This window comes from Glaciihabitans sp. GrIS 2.15, assembly GCF_035984695.1.
GTDB lineage: Bacteria > Actinomycetota > Actinomycetes > Actinomycetales > Microbacteriaceae > Lacisediminihabitans.
Map to the genome: position 1 here is coordinate 156,194 of NZ_JAXCHU010000008.1, position 18,605 is coordinate 174,798.

General features: G+C 63.7%; 20 protein-coding genes and 1 tRNA gene. 9 read left to right on the forward strand and 12 right to left on the reverse strand.

The window, feature by feature from the left end; all coding sequences use genetic code 11:
* Positions 1–39 precede the first annotated feature (39 nt).
* The gene (locus tag RCH11_RS12870; protein ID WP_327057416.1) at positions 40–1,392 is read left to right on the forward strand and encodes a glutamine synthetase family protein; all 1,353 of its coding nucleotides are present in this window, start codon (positions 40–42) and stop codon (positions 1,390–1,392) included.
* Positions 1,393–1,684: 292 nt separating this feature from the next.
* Here the strand turns inward: RCH11_RS12870 and RCH11_RS12875 are convergent, their stop codons facing one another.
* Entirely contained in the window at positions 1,685–2,494 is an 810-nt protein-coding gene (locus RCH11_RS12875) for an acetoacetate decarboxylase family protein (RefSeq protein ID WP_327057417.1), read from the reverse strand.
* 169 nt (positions 2,495–2,663) lie between these two features.
* Between RCH11_RS12875 and RCH11_RS12880 the strand changes: the two genes are divergently transcribed.
* Together RCH11_RS12880 and RCH11_RS12885 are read left to right on the forward strand one after the other, a co-directional pair.
* Positions 2,664–4,175, forward strand: coding sequence for an APC family permease (locus RCH11_RS12880; protein ID WP_327057418.1), 1,512 nt, complete (start codon positions 2,664–2,666; stop codon positions 4,173–4,175).
* Between the two features lie 573 nt (positions 4,176–4,748).
* Positions 4,749–5,081: a hypothetical protein gene (locus tag RCH11_RS12885; RefSeq protein ID WP_327057419.1), complete on the forward strand. Its 333-nt coding sequence runs from the start codon at positions 4,749–4,751 to the stop codon at positions 5,079–5,081.
* Between the two features lie 265 nt (positions 5,082–5,346).
* On the opposite strand, the gene RCH11_RS12890 is transcribed toward RCH11_RS12885, so the two are convergent.
* Positions 5,347–5,419 (reverse strand) — tRNA-Lys (locus RCH11_RS12890).
* 134 nt (positions 5,420–5,553) lie between these two features.
* Here RCH11_RS12890 and bcp point away from each other — a divergent pair.
* Complete coding sequence (gene bcp / locus RCH11_RS12895) at positions 5,554–6,033, forward strand: thioredoxin-dependent thiol peroxidase (protein ID WP_327057420.1); 480 nt, start codon at positions 5,554–5,556, stop codon at positions 6,031–6,033.
* A 20-nt stretch (positions 6,034–6,053) separates the two neighbouring features.
* On the opposite strand, the gene RCH11_RS12900 is transcribed toward bcp, so the two are convergent.
* A complete protein-coding gene (locus RCH11_RS12900) occupies positions 6,054–6,470 on the reverse strand; it encodes a hypothetical protein (protein WP_327057421.1) in 417 nt (138 codons plus the stop codon).
* Positions 6,471–6,655: 185 nt separating this feature from the next.
* Between RCH11_RS12900 and RCH11_RS12905 the strand changes: the two genes are divergently transcribed.
* On the forward strand, positions 6,656–6,904 hold the full coding sequence (locus RCH11_RS12905; protein WP_147784762.1) for a WhiB family transcriptional regulator: 249 nt from the start codon (positions 6,656–6,658) through the stop codon (positions 6,902–6,904).
* Between the two features lie 62 nt (positions 6,905–6,966).
* On the opposite strand, the gene RCH11_RS12910 is transcribed toward RCH11_RS12905, so the two are convergent.
* Positions 6,967–8,457 carry a sensor histidine kinase gene (locus tag RCH11_RS12910; RefSeq protein WP_327057422.1) on the reverse strand — a complete coding sequence of 497 codons (1,491 nt, stop codon included), beginning with the start codon at positions 8,455–8,457 and terminating at the stop codon, positions 6,967–6,969.
* Between the two features lie 47 nt (positions 8,458–8,504).
* Positions 8,505–8,708: a hypothetical protein gene (locus RCH11_RS12915; protein ID WP_327057423.1), complete on the reverse strand. Its 204-nt coding sequence runs from the start codon at positions 8,706–8,708 to the stop codon at positions 8,505–8,507.
* Positions 8,709–8,872: 164 nt separating this feature from the next.
* Here RCH11_RS12915 and RCH11_RS12920 point away from each other — a divergent pair, with 164 nt between their 5' ends.
* A complete protein-coding gene (locus RCH11_RS12920) occupies positions 8,873–9,031 on the forward strand; it encodes a hypothetical protein (RefSeq protein ID WP_327057424.1) in 159 nt (52 codons plus the stop codon).
* A 178-nt stretch (positions 9,032–9,209) separates the two neighbouring features.
* Positions 9,210–9,608: a Rho termination factor N-terminal domain-containing protein gene (locus RCH11_RS12925; protein ID WP_327057425.1), complete on the forward strand. Its 399-nt coding sequence runs from the start codon at positions 9,210–9,212 to the stop codon at positions 9,606–9,608.
* 85 nt (positions 9,609–9,693) lie between these two features.
* Here the strand turns inward: RCH11_RS12925 and RCH11_RS12930 are convergent, their stop codons facing one another.
* A complete protein-coding gene (locus RCH11_RS12930; RefSeq protein WP_327057426.1) occupies positions 9,694–10,920 on the reverse strand; it encodes an AAA family ATPase in 1,227 nt (408 codons plus the stop codon).
* Between the two features lie 3 nt (positions 10,921–10,923).
* Positions 10,924–11,619, reverse strand: coding sequence for a hypothetical protein (locus tag RCH11_RS12935; protein ID WP_327057427.1), 696 nt, complete (start codon positions 11,617–11,619; stop codon positions 10,924–10,926).
* A gap of 122 nt (positions 11,620–11,741) precedes the next feature.
* On the opposite strand from RCH11_RS12935, the gene RCH11_RS12940 reads away from it, so the two are divergent.
* Positions 11,742–12,050 carry a helix-turn-helix domain-containing protein gene (locus RCH11_RS12940; protein ID WP_327057428.1) on the forward strand — a complete coding sequence of 103 codons (309 nt, stop codon included), beginning with the start codon at positions 11,742–11,744 and terminating at the stop codon, positions 12,048–12,050.
* Positions 12,051–12,053: 3 nt separating this feature from the next.
* Here the strand turns inward: RCH11_RS12940 and RCH11_RS12945 are convergent, their stop codons facing one another.
* Positions 12,054–12,647 carry a hypothetical protein gene (locus tag RCH11_RS12945; RefSeq protein WP_327057429.1) on the reverse strand — a complete coding sequence of 198 codons (594 nt, stop codon included), beginning with the start codon at positions 12,645–12,647 and terminating at the stop codon, positions 12,054–12,056.
* 165 nt (positions 12,648–12,812) lie between these two features.
* On the opposite strand from RCH11_RS12945, the gene RCH11_RS12950 reads away from it, so the two are divergent.
* Positions 12,813–13,280 carry an Rv3235 family protein gene (locus RCH11_RS12950; protein ID WP_327057430.1) on the forward strand — a complete coding sequence of 156 codons (468 nt, stop codon included), beginning with the start codon at positions 12,813–12,815 and terminating at the stop codon, positions 13,278–13,280.
* Between the two features lie 96 nt (positions 13,281–13,376).
* On the opposite strand, the gene RCH11_RS12955 is transcribed toward RCH11_RS12950, so the two are convergent.
* The 4 genes from RCH11_RS12955 to RCH11_RS12970 form a co-directional block, all read right to left on the reverse strand.
* Positions 13,377–13,949 carry a protoporphyrinogen oxidase gene (locus RCH11_RS12955; protein WP_327057431.1) on the reverse strand — a complete coding sequence of 191 codons (573 nt, stop codon included), beginning with the start codon at positions 13,947–13,949 and terminating at the stop codon, positions 13,377–13,379.
* 82 nt (positions 13,950–14,031) lie between these two features.
* Positions 14,032–16,851 carry a preprotein translocase subunit SecA gene (gene secA / locus RCH11_RS12960; protein ID WP_327057432.1) on the reverse strand — a complete coding sequence of 940 codons (2,820 nt, stop codon included), beginning with the start codon at positions 16,849–16,851 and terminating at the stop codon, positions 14,032–14,034.
* A gap of 213 nt (positions 16,852–17,064) precedes the next feature.
* Complete coding sequence (gene hpf / locus RCH11_RS12965) at positions 17,065–17,757, reverse strand: ribosome hibernation-promoting factor, HPF/YfiA family (protein ID WP_327057433.1); 693 nt, start codon at positions 17,755–17,757, stop codon at positions 17,065–17,067.
* A 90-nt stretch (positions 17,758–17,847) separates the two neighbouring features.
* Positions 17,848–18,561, reverse strand: coding sequence for a ComF family protein (locus RCH11_RS12970; RefSeq protein WP_327057434.1), 714 nt, complete (start codon positions 18,559–18,561; stop codon positions 17,848–17,850).
* Positions 18,562–18,605: the final 44 nt, after the last annotated feature.

The following is an 18,605-nucleotide window of genomic DNA, read 5'->3' on the forward strand; positions in this document are numbered from 1 at the left end:
GAACGATCCAGTGCCCCTGGTTACCGGGCCGGAGGACAAATGAGTATCGATGCAGCCGCTCTTCACACGCAGCTGGAGGAACAGGGCATCGACGTATTGCGGCTGGTCTATGCCGACATTCTGGGTATCACCAGATCGAAAGACCTGCTCGTGAGCCACCTGGAGCACACCGCGACCACCGGCCCGACCTTCTGCCAGGGCGTGTGGGTGACTACGACCCAGGGCGGGGTGCTTGACGGAAACGACATCCTGTCCGCCGGGCTTCAGGACCTCGTGAGCCGCATCGATCCGACTTCCGTGACGTTGATGCCGTGGGAGCCGGGGGTGGCCTTCGCAATTGCGGACGCTTTCGAGCCCGACGGTGCGGCGAGTGCCCTCGCGCCGCGATCGGTACTCCGCGGGGTCATCGAGCAGTACACCGCTCTCGGGCTCACCGCGGTGATCGGTCCAGAGCTCGAGTTCTACATCGCCGAACGCGGGGAGACCGGCCAATGGCAGCGCGCGCTCACCCGCACTGGTCGCGTCTATACGACCGGCGCCTGGGTCGACCCCGACGGCACCTTCCTGCACCTGCTTCGGATGCTCGACCGCATGGATATCGGAGTGGTCGCCGGAAATCACGAGTTCAGCCCGTCGCAGTACGAGATCAATCTCTGGCATGGCGAAGCTCTCCGCGCCGCGGACCGCACCTTCCTGTTCAAGACCGCGATCAAAGACATCGTGGCGCGCACCGGCAAGCTCGCCACCTTCCTCGGCAAGCCGTGGAGCGATGAGGGCGGCAGTGGTTTCCACCTTCACTTCTCAGTGGTGGATGCCTCCGGTAACAACCTGATGAGCGAGCCGGACGGACAGCTCTCAGCCACCGCAAATCACCTGATGGCAGGCATCCTGGCTCACGCTCCCGCGCTCGCCGCATTTACCAATCCCACTGTGAATGCCTACAAGCGCTTGGGTCCGGACACGCTCGCGCCGTACCGCGCGAACTGGGGCCACGACAACCGCAGTGCGATGGTGCGGGTGCCGCCGGAGCGCGGGGCAGGCACGCGTCTCGAGGTTCGCATCGGCGACGGGGCGGCCAACCCGTACCTGATGATCGCGGCCGTGCTCGCGGCCGGGCTCGACGGACTGATCCACAGACGACAGGTGCCGCCGAGCGCAGATGGCTGGTCCTATGAAAATGAGGCCGCCGAAGTGCTGCCGACCACCCTCACCGCCGCTCTCGATGCGCTTGACGCCGATACCGTTTTGCGTGGGGCGCTCGGCGCTCCGATCGTCGACGTCTTCAGCATGTTGAAGCGGGATGAGGTGGCGCGCTACGAGCACGCCACCGACGACCCTGGCACCCGCGATGTGACCCCCTGGGAGTTGCAAGAGTATCTCGAGGACTACTGAGGAGCGGTGTCGGTGTCGGAGGCCCTGCGCCCGGTAAGGGAGGTGCATGCCTCTGCAGCTGCAGTCCTCTGCGGCTGCAGGCGTCTGCATAAGCAGCGAAGGAGGGAAATCTGCCGAATAGCGGAAAAACCCCCTCCATCAGGTGCGGATCTCGCAAAAGACCCTCCCTCGCGGAGCGGCGCAAGCGGGCCACGGGTACCACCGCCGCGAGTTCCTAGGATCAGCCGACACGCACAGCACCACACCGCATCATGTCGCACAGCGCCACAACACCCCACGGCGGTGTCGGATCTCACACCGCGCGGGAGCGATCCTCCACGAGCTCTCCGCCGGTGAAGGTGACACCGAGTTCGCGATAATATCCGCCAAGGATCTCTTCGACCGGCAGGATCGAGTGCAGCTCGTCCCACGGTGAGTCGGCGAGCGAAAGCTCAGCATCTCCGCGCCACGCCGGCCCGAGGTCAGCGTCGATGGTGCCCATCGCCACGAGCTGATCGAGTGACAGGCCCTCCCCCTGGCTGATCGATGGCATGAAACGGTTGTGCAGCATCCGGTGCCCGTTAACGAAACCATTGTGTTCGGAAGGTTCGCGCAGCGTTACGACGGCGGATGCCAGCCGATGATCGTAGGCCGCGAGCGAAGCGCCGATCTGAGCCCCGGCTTCGAGCCGTGGCGTCGCCTTGCCATGCGAGAACAGCCGCGTGACGTGCACGGAGCCGAGTTTCTTGGGGTAGCCCTGGAACCATCCGCGGCCGATGGCGAAATCCTTGGTGACCCAGATGGCGACGCAGCGGCTAAAGGTGACTCCGCGGTGCGAGCAACGCACCACCACGAAGGCCTCGAGATATTGCGCGCGAACCGGATCGAGCAATTCCAGGCCGCCTTCGCTGCAAGATTGCCAATCTGCCCAGATGATGGCGACGGCGCCCGGGCGGTCGGGCGCGAGTTCGATATCGGACGGAAGAATAGCCCGCACATTGGCCGGGTCGGTGAGGTACTCCACCGTGAGCAACGTGCCGGAGTAGTACCACGGCGGCTTCGGCACGAGGGCGCTCGCGCCGGTCGGTGTCAGCGGGGCCAGAAATCCGTTGAGAGCAGTCATAGCGCCAGAGTGTAGTCCAGTTCGATCGCTTGTTTGTATCCAAATGAACTTCTCGAAAGCACTTGACGGCAGGGCTCCCGTTCGTCATTGTTAGCTAACTCGTTCGGATACGCACGATAATCGCCTCCCTGAACTGCACTCCCGCCCTAACTCAATGAGGAGTATCGCAATGGCACTTGCGCAAGAGACCCCCGCCTCCGATACCGACGCCCAAACCTCCCTCAATAAGGGTCGCCTCGGCACTGTCGGAATCGTGTTCTTCGTCGTCGCGGCCGCTGCTCCGCTTGTCGGAATGACTGGCGCCGTGCCCGTGGCCATCGTGCTCGGCAATGGGGCGGCCGCTCCTGGCGCCTATCTGGTCGTCGGCATCACCCTGCTGCTGTTCAGCGTGGGGTACGCCGCTATGAGCCAGAGGGTCACCAACGCCGGAGCGTTCTTCGCTTACATCGGTCGCGGTCTCGACCGCCATGTGGGTATCGCCTCGGCGTTTGTCTCGATTCTCGCTTACGTGGCGGTGCAGCTCGCGATCTTCGGTTTCTTTGGTGCGGTCATGGCTGGCCAGGTCGGAATCCTGCCGTGGTGGGTGTGGTCTCTCGTTTCTTGGGCGGTGGTGACCGTGCTCTCGTTGCTGCGGGTGGACGTGGGCGCACGGGTGCTCGGCGTGCTCATGCTCCTCGAACTCACCGCGCTCGTGGTCACGTCGGTGGTCATCCTGGCGAGCGGCGGGCCGGAGGGCATCAACTTCCTGGCATCCTTCAACCCGGCCGCGATCCTCGCTGGCGGGCTCGCCGGATCGGCTGGCATCGCCTTCGCGTTCGCCTTCGCCTCCTTCATCGGATTCGAGGCCACCGCGATTTACGGTGAAGAATCGCGGGATCCCAAGAAGGTCGTGCCGCGTGCCACCTACCTTTCGGTGATCGTGATTACCGTGCTCTTCGCACTTACTGCCTTCGCAATGGTCACCGGCATGGGCGCCTCCCACGTGGTCGAGAAAACCGTCGCGCTCTCGACCGTCGCCAAAGTTCCGCTTGCCGCTCCCGCGGAGGTGCTGTTCTCACTAGCCGCGCAATACGTGGGACCGTGGATGGCGACGGTCATGTCGATCCTGGTGCTCTCGAGCCTGTTCGCCGGTCTTCTCGCCTTCCAGAATGCGGCCAGTCGCTACCTCTTCGCGATGGGCCGCGGTGGGATCCTGCCGGCCAGGCTCGGCACCGTCAATCGTCGGGGGGCGCCGGCCGCGGCATCCGTCGTCACGTCGATCATCACCGGGATCGTCATTGCGCTTTTCGCCCTACTCAAACTCGACCCGATCCTCACCCTCTTCTACTGGTTCAGCGGGCTGTCTGTCGTGGCGATTGTGCTCATTGAAATTCTCGTCTGCATCGCCGTCATTGCCTACTTTCGCACGCACAAGGGTGAGGAGAATGTGTTTCAGACGACGATCGCGCCTGTTCTGGCCACCATCGGCCTCGTGCTCGGCGAGTACCTGTTGATGTCTCGCTTCGGCCTGCTTGCCGGCACTGTGGTCGACGGCGTCGATCCGACAGTCACCGCCTGGGGCCTCAGTGCCATCGGCTGGATTCTCGTTCTGCTACCGTTCGGGCTGCTCGGTGTCCGGTATGTGGTCTCGCGCGCCCGTACCTCCGTGAATGAGGAGCTGCTCCGGGACGTGATTTCGTAGCGGACGGGACAAGCGCGCGCGCCGACGCGACCGCGCGCCGTTTCGTCAGCCATGCGGTCCTCCTTTCGACAGCACGGCTGACAAACGGGCGCATGGTCCCTCGCGAATGTGACGGTTGCCTGCGTCCGCTGGGGCTTCCTCCGGCTCCACACCACGCCGACGCCGCCCTTGCCACGGAATGACGGTGTGGCACACCGTAGCCCATCGGGGCATTCAGGATTGGCGCCTTCACGGGTGTTCGCCAGCGGCGTCAGCGAGTCGGCCGATCGTCGCCGACCGGCAGGCGAACGCTGGCGCGATCATGTGCCCGTTTGTCCCGCACGACGAAGGCCGCTTGGGATCGCGGGGCAAAACGCGGAAGGTCCGGAATCGTAATGACTGCTCCACCTTCCGGTTGGTGCTTCTGCTGTCCTCGCCTCTGCGAGGACCACCAGCCTTATCGAGACAAATAGGCCGGTCGATAGGCTTCCCGTTGCCCGACCATCTAGCGTCTCCAACCGTGAGAGAGCGACAATTCGGTGAAAACTAAAATCCTCGCAGTATTGCCTCAACCCGGAGTCAGAATGAGGCCACGTGGCAGTCACGCTTCAGATTTCCTCTGATTCCGTCAGAGCAGGTGCAGTTGAAGCAGCTCTGTCCCTCTTCGTACAAATTCGGCGACTCTCCGGTGTGCTCGGTGCGATCGGTGCGATCGGTGCGCCCAATACTCGAGCCACGATCATCATGAACGCAGAAGATGTGCTTGGTCCAACGCATCTCACTGAGTGGGTGCAGGCCAACAAGCAAGCACACGCCGATCCTGGTACGGAGGCTGTAGATCCCGATCTGCGCGACTATTTCGATGAGCCAGCGGAGCTCGTGAAGGAACTGGGTCGATTCGAACTGATTTTGGGCCGTGGGTCGTAACTCGTTCGGCTTGCGCCGCGCTCTGGGTTATGGCGGATTTGACCAAGCCTCTCCATAGCCCTACTTGGCGTGGAGGGTGCGGTTCAGGGTCGCGTAGTTGCCTTCCCACTTCAGCCCACATAGCCTGCCAGTTCGACCTCTACGGTCCCGTCGTCCGCTCATTTCGAGAGGGCGGCGGATTGCTTTTTTGCCCTCAGACGGGCAATGGTAAAAAACTAGAAAAGCAAAGTGGCCATTGTTCGCCTACTTCCCCTTGTTGAGAAAGTGCACCCCCCCGGACTTGAACCGGGAACCCACTGATTAAGAGTCAGTTGCTCTGCCAATTGAGCTAGAGGTGCGATCGGTCCCCATGAGAAACGTGGGAACCAAGGGTAAAGATTAGCATCGAGAACCGGTTGTCGCGAACAGGTCGCAGCAGCGGCCCGATCCGTAGGATTGTGGACAGTATTCGCCGCAGCCGAAGGAGAAGCAAGTGACTACATCGACCAGACTCGAGGTGGGGCAGACCGCCCCCGCCTTCACTCTCGACGACCAGGATGGCGCGCGCGTTTCGCTCAGTGATTTCGCCGGAGACAAGGTCGTCGTGTACTTCTACCCCGCGGCATCAACCCCGGGCTGCACGACCGAAGCCTGCGACTTCCGCGACAACATCAACTCCCTCAAATCGGCCGGCTACACGGTCATCGGCATCTCGAAGGACGCCGCACCGGCGCTCAAGAAGTTCCAGTCAGAGCAAGGCCTCAACTTCCCGCTGCTGAGCGACCCCGACCTCGCTGTACACAATTCCTACGGTGCTTTCGGTGAGAAATCGCTCTACGGCAAGACTGTGATGGGCACGATCCGGTCGACTTTCGTCGTTGACGAGACCGGTTCCATCACTCTGCCGCTCTACAACGTGAAGGCGACGGGCCACGTCGCGTCGCTGCGAAAGAAGCTCGGCCTCGATGCCTGAATCGACCTGCGCCTGAGTGTTCAGGCCTCGGGCAGTTCGTCGCGTCGTCGGGTCGCCGCGATCACGGTCGGGGTGAACAGAAGGATGATTACCGCTGCGGCGGGCAGAATGAGCAGCCAAGCGATGTCCGGGCGTGAGAACGGGGCCTGAAAACTGCCGATGCCCACCGCGATCTGCAGGATCTGCCAGGTGATCGCTCCACCGCGAATCCAGGACCTGCCCCGGAGGGTGTGGACCGCCATTGTTCCGACCCAGATCGCCGCCAACAGGTCGAGTAGCAGCAGAGCGATCGCCGTCGCCACGGAGTCCGGGCGCGCAATCAGGAGTTCGACTACGAGGTAGCAAGCGAGCGCTGCCAGAGCGGCGCATTCGAGCGCCAGCAGAACCACCAGCAGGAGTAACAGCGCCGGTCGGCGCGAGACTCTCGGTTCACTCATCACTATGGAACCCCACCTGACTATTGATTTGCGACACTCAGTATGAGATTCTATGTGAGGTTGATTTGCACTCACAGGGCCGTGAGCATCCACCGAACCCCCTGAAAACTTTCCCCAAGCTTGGGTCTATGACCTCTGCTCAGGGCTCTACGGCCCTGCGTTCGCAACAAAAGGAGCACCCCCAGATGGACTGGCGCGACAAAGCCGCATGCCTCACGGCCGACCCCGAACTCTTCTTCCCCGTTGGGAACACCGGTCCGGCTGTCGACCAGATCGATAAAGCCAAAGCTGTGTGTGCCCGGTGCAGCGTCACCGAGATGTGCCTCCAGTATGCGCTCGAGACCAGCCAGGACTCGGGCGTTTGGGGCGGCCTCAGCGAAGACGAGCGACGTGCCCTCAAGCGTCGCGCTGCTCGCGCCCGTCGCGCCTCCTAGCTCTCGACTCGCTCGACCCCCGCGTGGGGCCTGCGCAACGAAGCGGGACGACCGCTGGCTAGCTACTTGGTGAGCCAAGCCAGCGGCATCTCGATGGTCACTTCGGTGCCGCTGCCGACCATGGTGTGCCAATCGATCGTGCCACCCAATTCACCCTGAATAAGGGTGCGCACGATCTGGGTGCCGAGTCCTGAGCCGACCTTACCCTCGGGTAAACCGCCGCCGTTGTCGCGCACCTGCACGGTCAGGGTCTCCTCTGAGCGCTCGGCGGTAATCTCCACGTTGCCTTCGCGACCGGCTAGGCCGTGTTCCACTGCATTGGTCACAAGTTCGGTAAGCGCGAGGGATAGCGGCGTCGCATATTCGCTCGGAAGTGCGCCAAAACTGCCGGTGAAGGTGGGATGCGCCTTGGTGTTATGCGTGGACGCTATCTCGGCGATGAGCTTGAGCACCCGGTCGAAGACCACGTCAAAGTCGACATTCTGGGTGAGCCCTTCACTCAGGGTGTCGTGAACGACCGCGATGGCCGCGACCCGACGCATCGCCTGGTTGAGTGAATCGCGGGCCTCGTCCGAATGAGAACGTCGTGCCTGGATCCGCAGCAACGACGCCACGGTCTGTAGGTTGTTCTTCACTCGATGATGGATTTCGCGGATAGTCGCGTCTTTGGTGATGAGTTCGCGCTCCTGGTGACGCAGCTCCGTGACATCCCGGCAGAGCACGATTGCACCGACCCGCTCACCGCGGTCCCGGATCGGGATGGCGCGCAGTGAGACCGTGACCCCCTTGGCCTCGATATCGGTGCGCCACGGGGCCCGGCCTGTAACCACGAGCGGCAGCGACTCGTCGACCACGAGCTTGCCACTCAGCAGGGAGTTGGTGACCTCGGCGAGCGACTCGGCCTCGAGTTCACCGGCGAAGCCCATGCGGTTGAAGGCCGAGAGTCCATTCGGGCTGGCAAAGGTGACGATGCCGTCAACATCCAATCGCAGGAGTCCGTCGGATGCCCGAGGGGCGCCACGCCGCGGCCCCGTCGGGGCACCGAGGTCGGGAAAATCTCCGGCACAGATCATCGCGAACAGGTCGTTAGCGCACTCATTGAAGGTGAGTTCCTGACGGCTCGGAGTTCGTGCCTCGCTCAGGTTGGTATGGCGAGTGATCACGGCGATCGGATGCTCCGTGGTCTGTGCTCCCGTCACCGAAAGCCGTCGGAGCACCGGCACCGCCCGCACTCGAGTGGGAGTCTCCTCGTACCAGTCGGGTGCGGCGGAATCCACGATCTGCGCGGAGCGGAACGCCTCGGTTACCTGGCCCTTCCACTCTGGCTTTATCACCTGGCCAACGAAGTCGCGATAAAAGAGCGTTGCCGAGCTCGACGGTCGCGCGTGCGCGACCGCGACGAAGTCATCGTCGTGAGTCGGAATCCACAGCACAATGTCGGCGAATGCGAGGTCGGCAAGGAGTTGCCAGTCACCGACGAGGAGATGCAGCCATTCGACGTCGGCGTCGTTGGAACGACCCTGGGAGAGAACGAGGTCTGAGAGCGTCGACACGGGTCCAAGTTTAGGCGCGCTGGCGAGGTGGCCGGTTTCAGCCCGTGTCAGCCGATGACGCGCACGGTGAGGCCGGAGTCTGGTCCCCAGCGAAACGCCAGACAGGATGCCTCGGTCACACCCGCCGCGGAGTCGGTCACCCCGTGGTTCAGGTGATAGCTCACCGGCGCGCTGGAGAGCTCCGAGCAAGCGAAAGAGCGCACGTTAGCGCAGACTGTGTCATCGTGATCGCCGGCGGCGGTGCTGAGCATGCACACCTCGTCGGGGGGGGGGGGGATTGCGATGGGCAAAGACTCGAACCCCGTAGTACACCCCGACAAAGCGAGTGGAATCACGAGCACCACAAGCACTGTCGCCGCCGCAGAGAAGATGATCGTCCGATGGCGGCGCCGCGTCGACACGAAGGTGCCGGGAGGTGCAGTCGCGGAGCGGGTCTCCGCGGGGCCTCACCCTCGTGTGGTTCGATCGCCTGACGAGCCGCGAAGATGGCATCGTCGAGCGCTCCCGCGTCTCGATCCAATTGCTGCTCAAGGAGCAGAAGCCGCGCCTCGCTCTCACCCTCACCCCAGCCTGACAGCCGCGCCCGATTCGGCCACCGCACGAATCGGATGACTTCCGCTCATGAGCGTTGGGTAAGCCACTCCGCGAACGAACCGAAAGAGATACTGCGCACGCGAACTGTATTACGAGCTGTATTGCGAGACAATGGGGCGAATGCGCGGAACACCCCGCGCCCGGCCCGAGGAGAACGCGTGGCACAGAAAGACTCGAAGAAGAAGCTCTCGAAGAAGGCCTCTGGCAAGAAGAAGCTGGTGAAGGCCGCCAAGTCCGAGCGAAAGAAGGATGCAGCAAAGAGCGAGAAGAAGGCAGCCCGGGCTGCCGGGACCGCCGCGAAGAAGGCTGTTGCGCTGAAAAAGACAGCACCGTCGAAAAAGACAGCATCGGCCAAGAAAGCGGCGCCAGCCCGCGACGTCGCCCCGGCAACGAAAGTCCCTGCGACCCGCGTGCGACGGACTCCGGCCCCGAAACCTGCCGAACCCTCCCTCGCCTGGACCGTCGTCGCGCTTCGGGCGCACGCCCGTGCTGCTGGAATCGTCGGATACTCGCGGATGAAGAAGGACGAGCTTCTCGAGGGGCTTCGGGCACACTAGCCCCGGCGCGCACCAAGACTGGGGCCAGCGTCTCGAAGGTGAGCCCGTCAGGGACCGGTACCCTCAAGCCTATGCGGCAGATCGACTACACCGGCAGCACTGCAGTGCGGTGCAACCAGTTTCGCCGAACTGCCAGTGCGGGCTGCGGCAAGAGTTTCTGTCGCACAAGCGCAGCGACTGCTATTCGTGCGGGAGACTTTGGCGCGATGTCTACGATTGTGCGCCCGGTGAGGATCGCGCCGTCGAAAGCCGCCTGATCGTGCGGCACGAGAACGGGATTTGCGATTCCACCGAAACGCTGCAGGGTCTGGCGCACTTGGCCTGATGCCCCGGGGCCGATCGCGCTCGCCCGCAGCTTATTCATTACAACCGTGATGCGATCGGTGTCGATCGTCTCCAACAGGTCCACGTGTGCTCGGAGGAAGCGAGAGAGTCCGACGGGATCCGCCGCGCCGACGGCAACCACCTCATCGGCGGCCCTCAGCGCCGCGATCGTCGCTCCATTTCGCCGAGGCGCGAACAGGTCGCTACTGATCTCTTCGTCGTTCTCGAGGCTTGCCCCGGTATCGAGGATCGTATAGTCCACCCACTCTCGACAGGAGGCGATGGCGGCAGTCACCCGCTCCCCGGAGAGCTCCGGCCAACGACTCGGACGGCCGATTCCCGTCAACACCCAGAAGCTGCCGCGTGCCGTGAGGTAGCGCTGGCCAATGCGCTCGAGCTCGAGCCTCGTGAGCGCATCGGCGCCGGCCAGACGGCAGGCCGCCGCGAAGCCGGGAGCCTCATCGAGCAGGCCGAGGGCCGGGGCGATCGATCCGCTGTGCGTGTCCACGTCAGCGAGAGCCACCGTCACTCCGGCGGTCGCGAGTTCGGCGGCGAGGCAGATCGCCATCGACGTGCGTCCCGGAGCGCCGGCTGGACCCCACACGGCGATAACCGTACCGTTGCGCGGCTGCGCGGCGGCATCCTGTGCACCCGGATGCCCGAGCAACAGCATCTCGATCTCCGCCCAGTCGGCATCGGCGGCAACCACCTCGAGAAGGCCAAGGCTTGCCGCATAGCGACGCTCCGAATCGGTGGCGACCAGTGCGACGATGCGCACTCCGGTGGCATCCGCTTCAACTATGAGGCGGTTGTTGAGGTAGCGAGTTGAGGCTGCGAGGATCACGAAGTCCGGTACCGTCTGGGCCAGCTGAGATGCGAGCTCGTCGGCACTGGAACACCGCACCGATAGCTCGAACCCCTGGCGCACGAGCTGCATCGAAATGCTGTCTTCGAGCTCTAGGGGGAGAGCCAGTGCAACCGTGGACATTGCTCAGCCCCTCACAGGGATGCTCGACGGCACGAGCGACAGGGCGGCGGCGTTGGCGATCGCCTCGAGCACTGCCGCGGTCTTCGTGCGGGGCACGAGCAGTTCCACCGACTGTTCCGATCGGTCTGCGATCACGCCTTCCGCGGTGATCACCCGAACTACCGTCGCGGATGCGACCAGCACAGATGGGGGCCCGAACACGCTGTCTTCTGTCTCCTTCGCGCACCAGAGATCGACGACGCTGCCGTCTCCGATAGACCGCGCGAGCTCGCCTCTCACACTCACCACGATCGAAGCAACGGCCGACCCGACGACATCGCCGACGGCGGAGACGGGAATGAGTTCACCCGCCGATACCGCGCGCGTGACCACGAAACCAGTGCGCGGGATGTCACCGTCGACGAGGTACTTACCCCCAAGGGACCCCAGGCGCACGCTACGCGCATCGAAGTCGGAGGCATGTACCCGGTCGCCGAGGCTGAGGGATGATCGGGCGGCATAGACGAACACGCTGCTCTCTGCGGCCGAGACAACGGCCACCACACCGAGCACCGAGCCGACGACGAGCGCAATGCCGATGGCGAAGCGCGGATCGAACCAAAACGCTCGTGGTGTGCGCTCGGAGTCGCCGGCGCCACGTCCGGACGGTTCCGGGCGGCTCGACACCGTCCTGCGCCGCGGCACCCTCATCGTGCTCACCACATTCCTCCGGTCCCTGCGGCATCCGTGCTGCAGGACTCCATATTCGCCACCACGGCGGCCCCGCGGGAAAGTTATCCACACCCCCGTCGTGCGGATTGTCCGCCCTCCATAATCGAGGCATGACGCACTCGGATTCCCCTGGCCAGGATGCCGCTCTCGGCCGATTCCTGACGCTCGCCGACACTGCGGACGTGCTCAATATTTCCGCAAGCCAGGCGTACGCTCTCGTGCGGTCCGGCGAGCTGCCCGCAATCAAGGTGGGGGGACATGGGCATTGGCGGGTGGAGCGCTCGGTGCTCGAGTCATACATCGAGGCCAAGTATGAGGAGTCGAGGCGGATGAGCCTCTGGCAGCAGTCCGACTATGCGAGCCTCTCGGAATATTCCTTCGGCTTGCGCGGAGCACCGGGCAGCACCCCGGTGGAGTAGGACTCACAACCTGACGAAAAGCAGCCGGGCAAACGGCACGATCCGGTAGTGCGAGACCAGGTTTTCACGGCGAACCGTGCCTACCTCGTGCACGGCGAGATCGAGGTGATCCCGACCCACCCGATCGATCGTGCCGCTGATCACACCCTCGCTCATCACGAGCTCGACCGACTGACGCCGTCGACACAGATCTCGTAACACGAAGGCCAGACCGAGTCGCCGAGACAGTCCGCGCTCGGACTCGGTCACGGCAAGCTCTTCGAGGCTGTTGCTCACCTGCGAGCGGGTTAGTAGGAGGCCGGCGATCGCGTCGAGGGGCAGGATGAACTGCGCACCTCGCACGGTCTGGTCCACCACATCCCCCGAAATCCAGTCGCGGCCGAAGGTACGCGGACGCAGATCGAGCGTTGACCCATTCACGAGTGAAACCCGCACCGGTCCGTCGTCACGCTCCGTGCCTAGCGCAAGAAGACGGTCGCGAATCGAGAGTCGCCCGAGGCGAAGCCGCTCCTCCTCGGCCCGCAAATCGGTCTCCTCGGCAGCGAGCTCCTGTTCGAGCTGGCCCTCGAGATCATCGAACAGATTGTCCCAGCGCATGCAGCGACGCTAGCGACGGCGGTGCCCTGGCGGATCGGGTTATCCACACCCCCGCGTTGGGGCATGGACAGCAAGCCCCCAATGCTGCTTGAGTGGCTCCTCAAGACGTCACCCCCATTTCGGGGGTAGACCCTTCCTCGACCCAAACCTCGTGGGGACACGCACATGAGCGATGCACGGCCAGCACAGCACCCCACACCGGTCGCGCCGTTCGGCGGCCTCCCGAGCAAAGTTATCCGTTCACCATTCCAACCGGACGAGTTCTTCGGTGCGCAGCCGGCATCGCGATCTTCCCTGCCCAATCCCCAGCCGCTGCTCGAGAACCTCACGCGCTGCGTGATCGAAATCCTCGCTGGTGCACGCGATCTCGAACAAATCTCTCGCTGGGTGACGGATGATGTCTATCGCCACCTGCTCAAGCGGGTGGTCTTGTCGTCTCGCGCGCGCCAGGCCACAGGCCAGGTTGTTCGGCGCCCCACCTTCTCGATCGGATCGACATCGATTTGCGAACCGCGAGACGGCGTGGTCGAAGCCGTCGTGATTGTGCGCAATCGGGCCCGCACCCGCGCGGTCGCGCTGCGACTGGAAGGGCTCGATAACCGGTGGCGGGCCACCGCGATCAACGTACTGTAGTGGCGCGACGAGGAACGAGCTACGAGTTACGAGCTACGAGCTACGAGTTACGAGCTACGAGCTACGAGCGACGAGCTACGAGCTACGAGCTACGACTCAGCGGTCCGGATTCTCGTCATCGTCGTCGAGTTCGGCGAGCGCATCGTCGCGTGATTCGCTGGCCTTGACCACCACCCGGTCGCGAGCCTCCTCACCCCGTTCACGCAGCTCGGTCGCCGTGATCGAAACGCGCTCGCGAAACTCCTCGGCGGTCTCGGTGGTGCGATCCGCGACATCCTTCGCCAGCCCGGTAGTGCGATCCGCGACATCGCGCGCCGTCGTCGAGGTCATCCCGGCGACGTCCTTCGCCACTGACGTGACCCGCTCGGCGAGGTCAGTGGCCGCCGTCACGGTTCGATCGGCGACCTTCCGACCCGCATCCGCCGTGGCGCGCACGCTGTCAGCGATTGCTGCGGGAGTGGCCTTCGCTATCGATTCCGCTTTCGCGCGTACCGCGGGAGCCTGCTGGCGGGCGTATCCCTCCACTTCGGTGCGCGTCTTGCGCACCCCGGAGCTCTCCCACAGGCGTCGGGTCGCTCGAGCAATCTGCTCGAAGCGCTCGCGTCCGGCGCGTGCTCCGAGGACATAACCGACGGCGAGCCCGACAATAAGCAAAAACTTTGATCTCATGAGACCAGCCTAAGCACTGCGACTGGAAGCGCGAGCGGGTTACCCCAGCGGGTCATCTCCCCAGCGGCACGGGAGAGGCCGGTCAGCTCTTGCGCTTGTCCTGGGCGCGCCGTTCCGCGCGGTTGGCAGGGGCTGCACCGCCACTGTTCTGGCCGAATGTGCCACGCTGGCCCTCAGCGGTGGCGGCCTTACCGAAGGATGACCCACCGCCCGAAGCATCCTGCGCCTCCTGGGCCTTCGCCGTGGACGCCCGGTCGAGCTGACCGCGCGCATTGCGCACCTCCACCTCGCCCTGATTGTCGGCGTTGGGTGCGGAGTAGCTGAGACGATCGACGGGAGCGGCGTTGCCGGTGAGTCCTTTGGCGGCCACGGTCGGAACAGCAGCAGTGGCCTCTCCTCCTCCGGTCACTTCGACCTCGAGGTTGAACAGGAAGCCAACGGACTCTTCGCGGATCTGCCCCATCATGCTCTGATAGAGAGCGAAACCCTCACGCTGGTACTCGACCAGCGGATCGCGCTGAGCCATCGCGCGCAGGCCGATTCCATCTTTGAGGTAGTCCATCTCGTAAAGGTGGTCGCGCCAGCGACGATCGATTACCGAGAGCACGACGCGACGCTCGAGCTCGCGCATGGCGGGCTCTCCGAGGGCGGTCGTGCGGGCCGCATACTGCACCCGGGCATCTGACAGAATCTCCTCGGTGAGGAAACCGGTGGTCACCTTGTTGCGGGATCCCGCCTCGCTGAGCAGTTCATCGATTGTGATCGACACCGGATACAGCGTGCCAAGTTCGGTCCATAGTGCTTCGAAGTCCCAGTCGTCGGCGTGTCCGTCTGAGGTGTGCACGTCCACGACCTCGGTAATCACGTCTTCGAGGAACTTTGAGGTACGGTCTTGAAGGTCATCGCCCTCGAGGATGTGCCGGCGGTCGCCGTAAATCGCCTCGCGTTGGCGGTTGAGCACGTCGTCGTATTTCAGCACATTCTTGCGGATCTCCGCGTTGCGTGACTCCACCTGGCCTTGGGCGCTTCGGATGGCGCGGCTCACGACCTTCGACTCGATCGCCAGGTCCTCCGGCACACTCCCCCGGCCCATGAGGGATTCCGCGGCCGCAGAGTTGAATAGCCGCATGAGATCGTCGGTGAGAGACAGGTAAAACCTGCTCTCGCCCGGGTCACCCTGGCGACCGGAGCGACCACGCAGTTGGTTGTCAATGCGGCGCGACTCGTGGCGTTCGGTACCGAGCACGTAGAGCCCACCGGCCGAGACGACCTTGTCGGCCTCCTCCTGCACGACGCTCTTGACCCGGTCGAAGACGGTAATCCACTCCGTCTCGTACTCCTCCGGAGTGTCGATCGGGCTGAGGCCGCGCTGGTTCATCTCGGCCACGGCGAGGAACTCGGCATTGCCGCCGAGCATCACGTCAGTGCCGCGCCCCGCCATATTGGTGGCGACGGTGACGGATCCGAGGCGGCCGGCCTGGGCCACTATCGCGGCCTCGCGGGCGTGATTCTTGGCGTTGAGCACCTCGTGCTTCACGCCACGCTTGGCGAGGAGCTTCGAGAGGTATTCGCTCTTCTCGACGCTCGTCGTGCCCACGAGCACGGGCTGTCCCGTGTCGTGCCGCTTGACGATGTCTTCCACCACCTGGCCGAACTTGGCCTCCTCGTTCTTGTAGACGAGGTCGGACTGGTCGATGCGCAGCATGGGCTTGTTGGTGGGGATGGAGACCACGCCGAGCTTGTAGGTGCTCATGAACTCGGCGGCCTCGGTCTCGGCCGTACCGGTCATGCCCGAGAGCTTCTTATACAGCCGGAAATAGTTCTGAAGGGTCACGGTGGCGAGGGTCTGGTTCTCGGCCTTGACCTCGACGTTCTCTTTCGCCTCGATCGCCTGGTGGATGCCCTCGTTGTAGCGACGGCCCATCAGGATACGGCCGGTGTGCTCGTCGACGATGAGCACCTCGCCGTTCATCACGACGTAGTCCTTGTCTTTTTTGAACAGCGCGGATGCCTTGATCGAGTTGTTGAGGAACGAGATAAGCGGAGTGTTGGCAGATTCGTACAGGTTGTCTATGCCGAGGTAGTCCTCGACCTTTTCGATACCGGGCTCGAGTACGCCGACGGTGCGCTTCTTCTCGTCGACCTCGTAGTCGACATCCGGAACGAGCTTCGTTGCGAGGTTCGCAAACTCCGCAAACCAGCGATTGGCTTCGCCGGAGGCGGGACCCGAGATGATGAGCGGGGTGCGAGCCTCATCGATGAGAATCGAGTCGACCTCGTCGACGATCGCGTAATTGTGCCCACGCTGCACCATGTCGCTGGCCTGCCAGGCCATGTTGTCGCGAAGATAATCGAACCCGAACTCGTTGTTCGTTCCGTAGGTGATGTCGGCCTCGTACTGCTCACGCCGCTCGAGCGGAGTCTGGCCGGAGAGGATGACACCGGTGGACATGCCGAGCGCGCGAAAAATACGGCCCATGAGCTCGGACTGGTAACTCGCGAGGTAATCGTTGACCGTGATCACATGCACGCCACGGGATGGGATGGCGTTGAGGTAGGCCGCGAGGGTCGCGACGAGCGTCTTGCCCTCGCCGGTCTTCATCTCGGCGATGTTGCCGAGATGAAGCGCCGCGCCACCCATGAGCTGCACATCGAAGTGACGCATACCAAGGGTGCGCTTGGCTGCCTCACGCACGGCGGCGAACGCTTCCGGCAGCAGGTCTTCCAGCGACTCGCCGTTCGAATACCGCTCGCGAAACTCTACGGTTTCCTTCTTCAGGTCCTCGTCACTGAGTTCGCTGAAGTCATCTTCCAGGTGATTGACCGCTTGCGCATACCGGTCCAGTCGTCGAAGGACTCGACCCTCGCCGACACGGAGGACCTTCTCGAGAACGTTGGCCACTGCTAACTCCAGATGAATGGGGGACACGCCACGACAGCACCGCGGAGCGGGGCCTGTGACCAGTTCGTAATAGTAACAAGACTAGCCGGTGGCATAGCCGACGGTCTGGCCCGTCCGCGCAGTGAGGTCGCCCCGCGGATAACCCAGAAGTGGGGCCACCGCGTGTGCAGTGACCCCACAGCTTTGGTGCGGACGGCCTGTTCTTTGCCAGCCTCAGCCGCGCATTTTGCGCGACCCCGCGGGCTCCTGCAGTTCGCTCGTGGAATCGTCGAGGCCGATGACGCCGTAGTCCCAGCCCTTTCGGCGATAGACGACGCTCGGGCGATCGGTTTCCGCGTCCATGAACAGGTAGAAGTCGTGCCCGACGAGTTCCATATGGTAGAGAGCGTCATCCACCGTCATCGGAACCTGCGCGAACACCTTCTTGCGGATGACTACAGGGCTCCACGCCGCGTCCTCGTCCTCCGGGATCGCATCTTCAATCACGGCAATGGAACCGGTGCGCACCTTCTCCATCACAGCAGCATCCGCGGGTGTCACGTCGGTGCCCCCGAAGCCACCGGCGGTCCCTTCGCGAATCGAGGCCGGTCGATGCTGTCCTCGGTGCACCTTCTGGCGGTCCTTCGCCCGACGCAGTCGCTCGACGAGTTTGTCGAGTGCGAGATCAAGAGCGACGTATTTGTCGGATCCGTTGGACTCCGCCCGCACGAGCGGTCCCGGTCCGATCAGGGTGAGTTCGACCCGATCGTCACCGCTTGACCCGTTCTTCTCGTTGTGGCGGCTCACCTTGACTTCGAAAGCGAGGGCCTTGTCTGCAAGATGGAGGACCTTCTCGGCCTTCTCGGTCGCATATGACCGAAATCGATCCGTGATTCCCACGTTGCGGCCGTTGATGGAAATTTCCATGGCACTCCCCAGTTCCTGTTGAGTTGACGGCACGTCGCCCGGGTGAACCAGGCGATAATTCCGCGCCTCTTTTGCCCACCGTAGTCCTCGTCAGGCGTCGATGTCACGGCTTATCTCGAGCTCTGATGACAAACCCAGCGAATGCCGAGGCGTCGCCGCAAGTACGGCTGCGCCCACCACCTCCGCGCCGCCATCACGCAGTGAGCGAATGACCTCGGCGAGGGTCGCACCCGTGGTGACGACGTCGTCGAGCACCAGAAAACTTCGTCCCTTCAGCGGTCTACTCGCCGCCATCGAACCGACAAGATTCACGGCACGCTGCGCCCTATCGAGAGTCTTCTGGCTTGCCCTCTCGTGCAGGTTGACGAGCACCGACACGGGTCGTGGCAGGCCAGCGGCCCGCGCGAGCAGTCGCACCGGATCGTAGCCGCGCCGCCGGAAAGACGCGCGGTTCACCGGGGGAATCGCGAGTTCCACCGAGCCGGTAACGGAGGAGCCCACCTGAAGCATGGAGCTGGAGACCGCGCTCCACAGCGGCACTGCCAGCGCTCGCGCAACATCCGTGCGCCCCTGCTCTTTGAGGCCGAGGATGGCGCGGCGCGGCACTCCGTCATAGGCGAGTGCAGCCCACACTGGCGTGCCGTCGTCGAGAGGTCGCGCGAACGGGCGCGGCTGCAACTGCCCGCGGCATCCCGAGCAGAGAGCGCGATCGTCGACATCACAGCCGGCACAGGCGAGGGGCAAAACGACCGCCAGGGCATCGAGAACGGCCTCCCGCAGCGAATCAGGAATCGTGAGTGCCATGACCGGAGTCTGCCCGTACCGTCGGCGCGGTATCACCGTGTCGG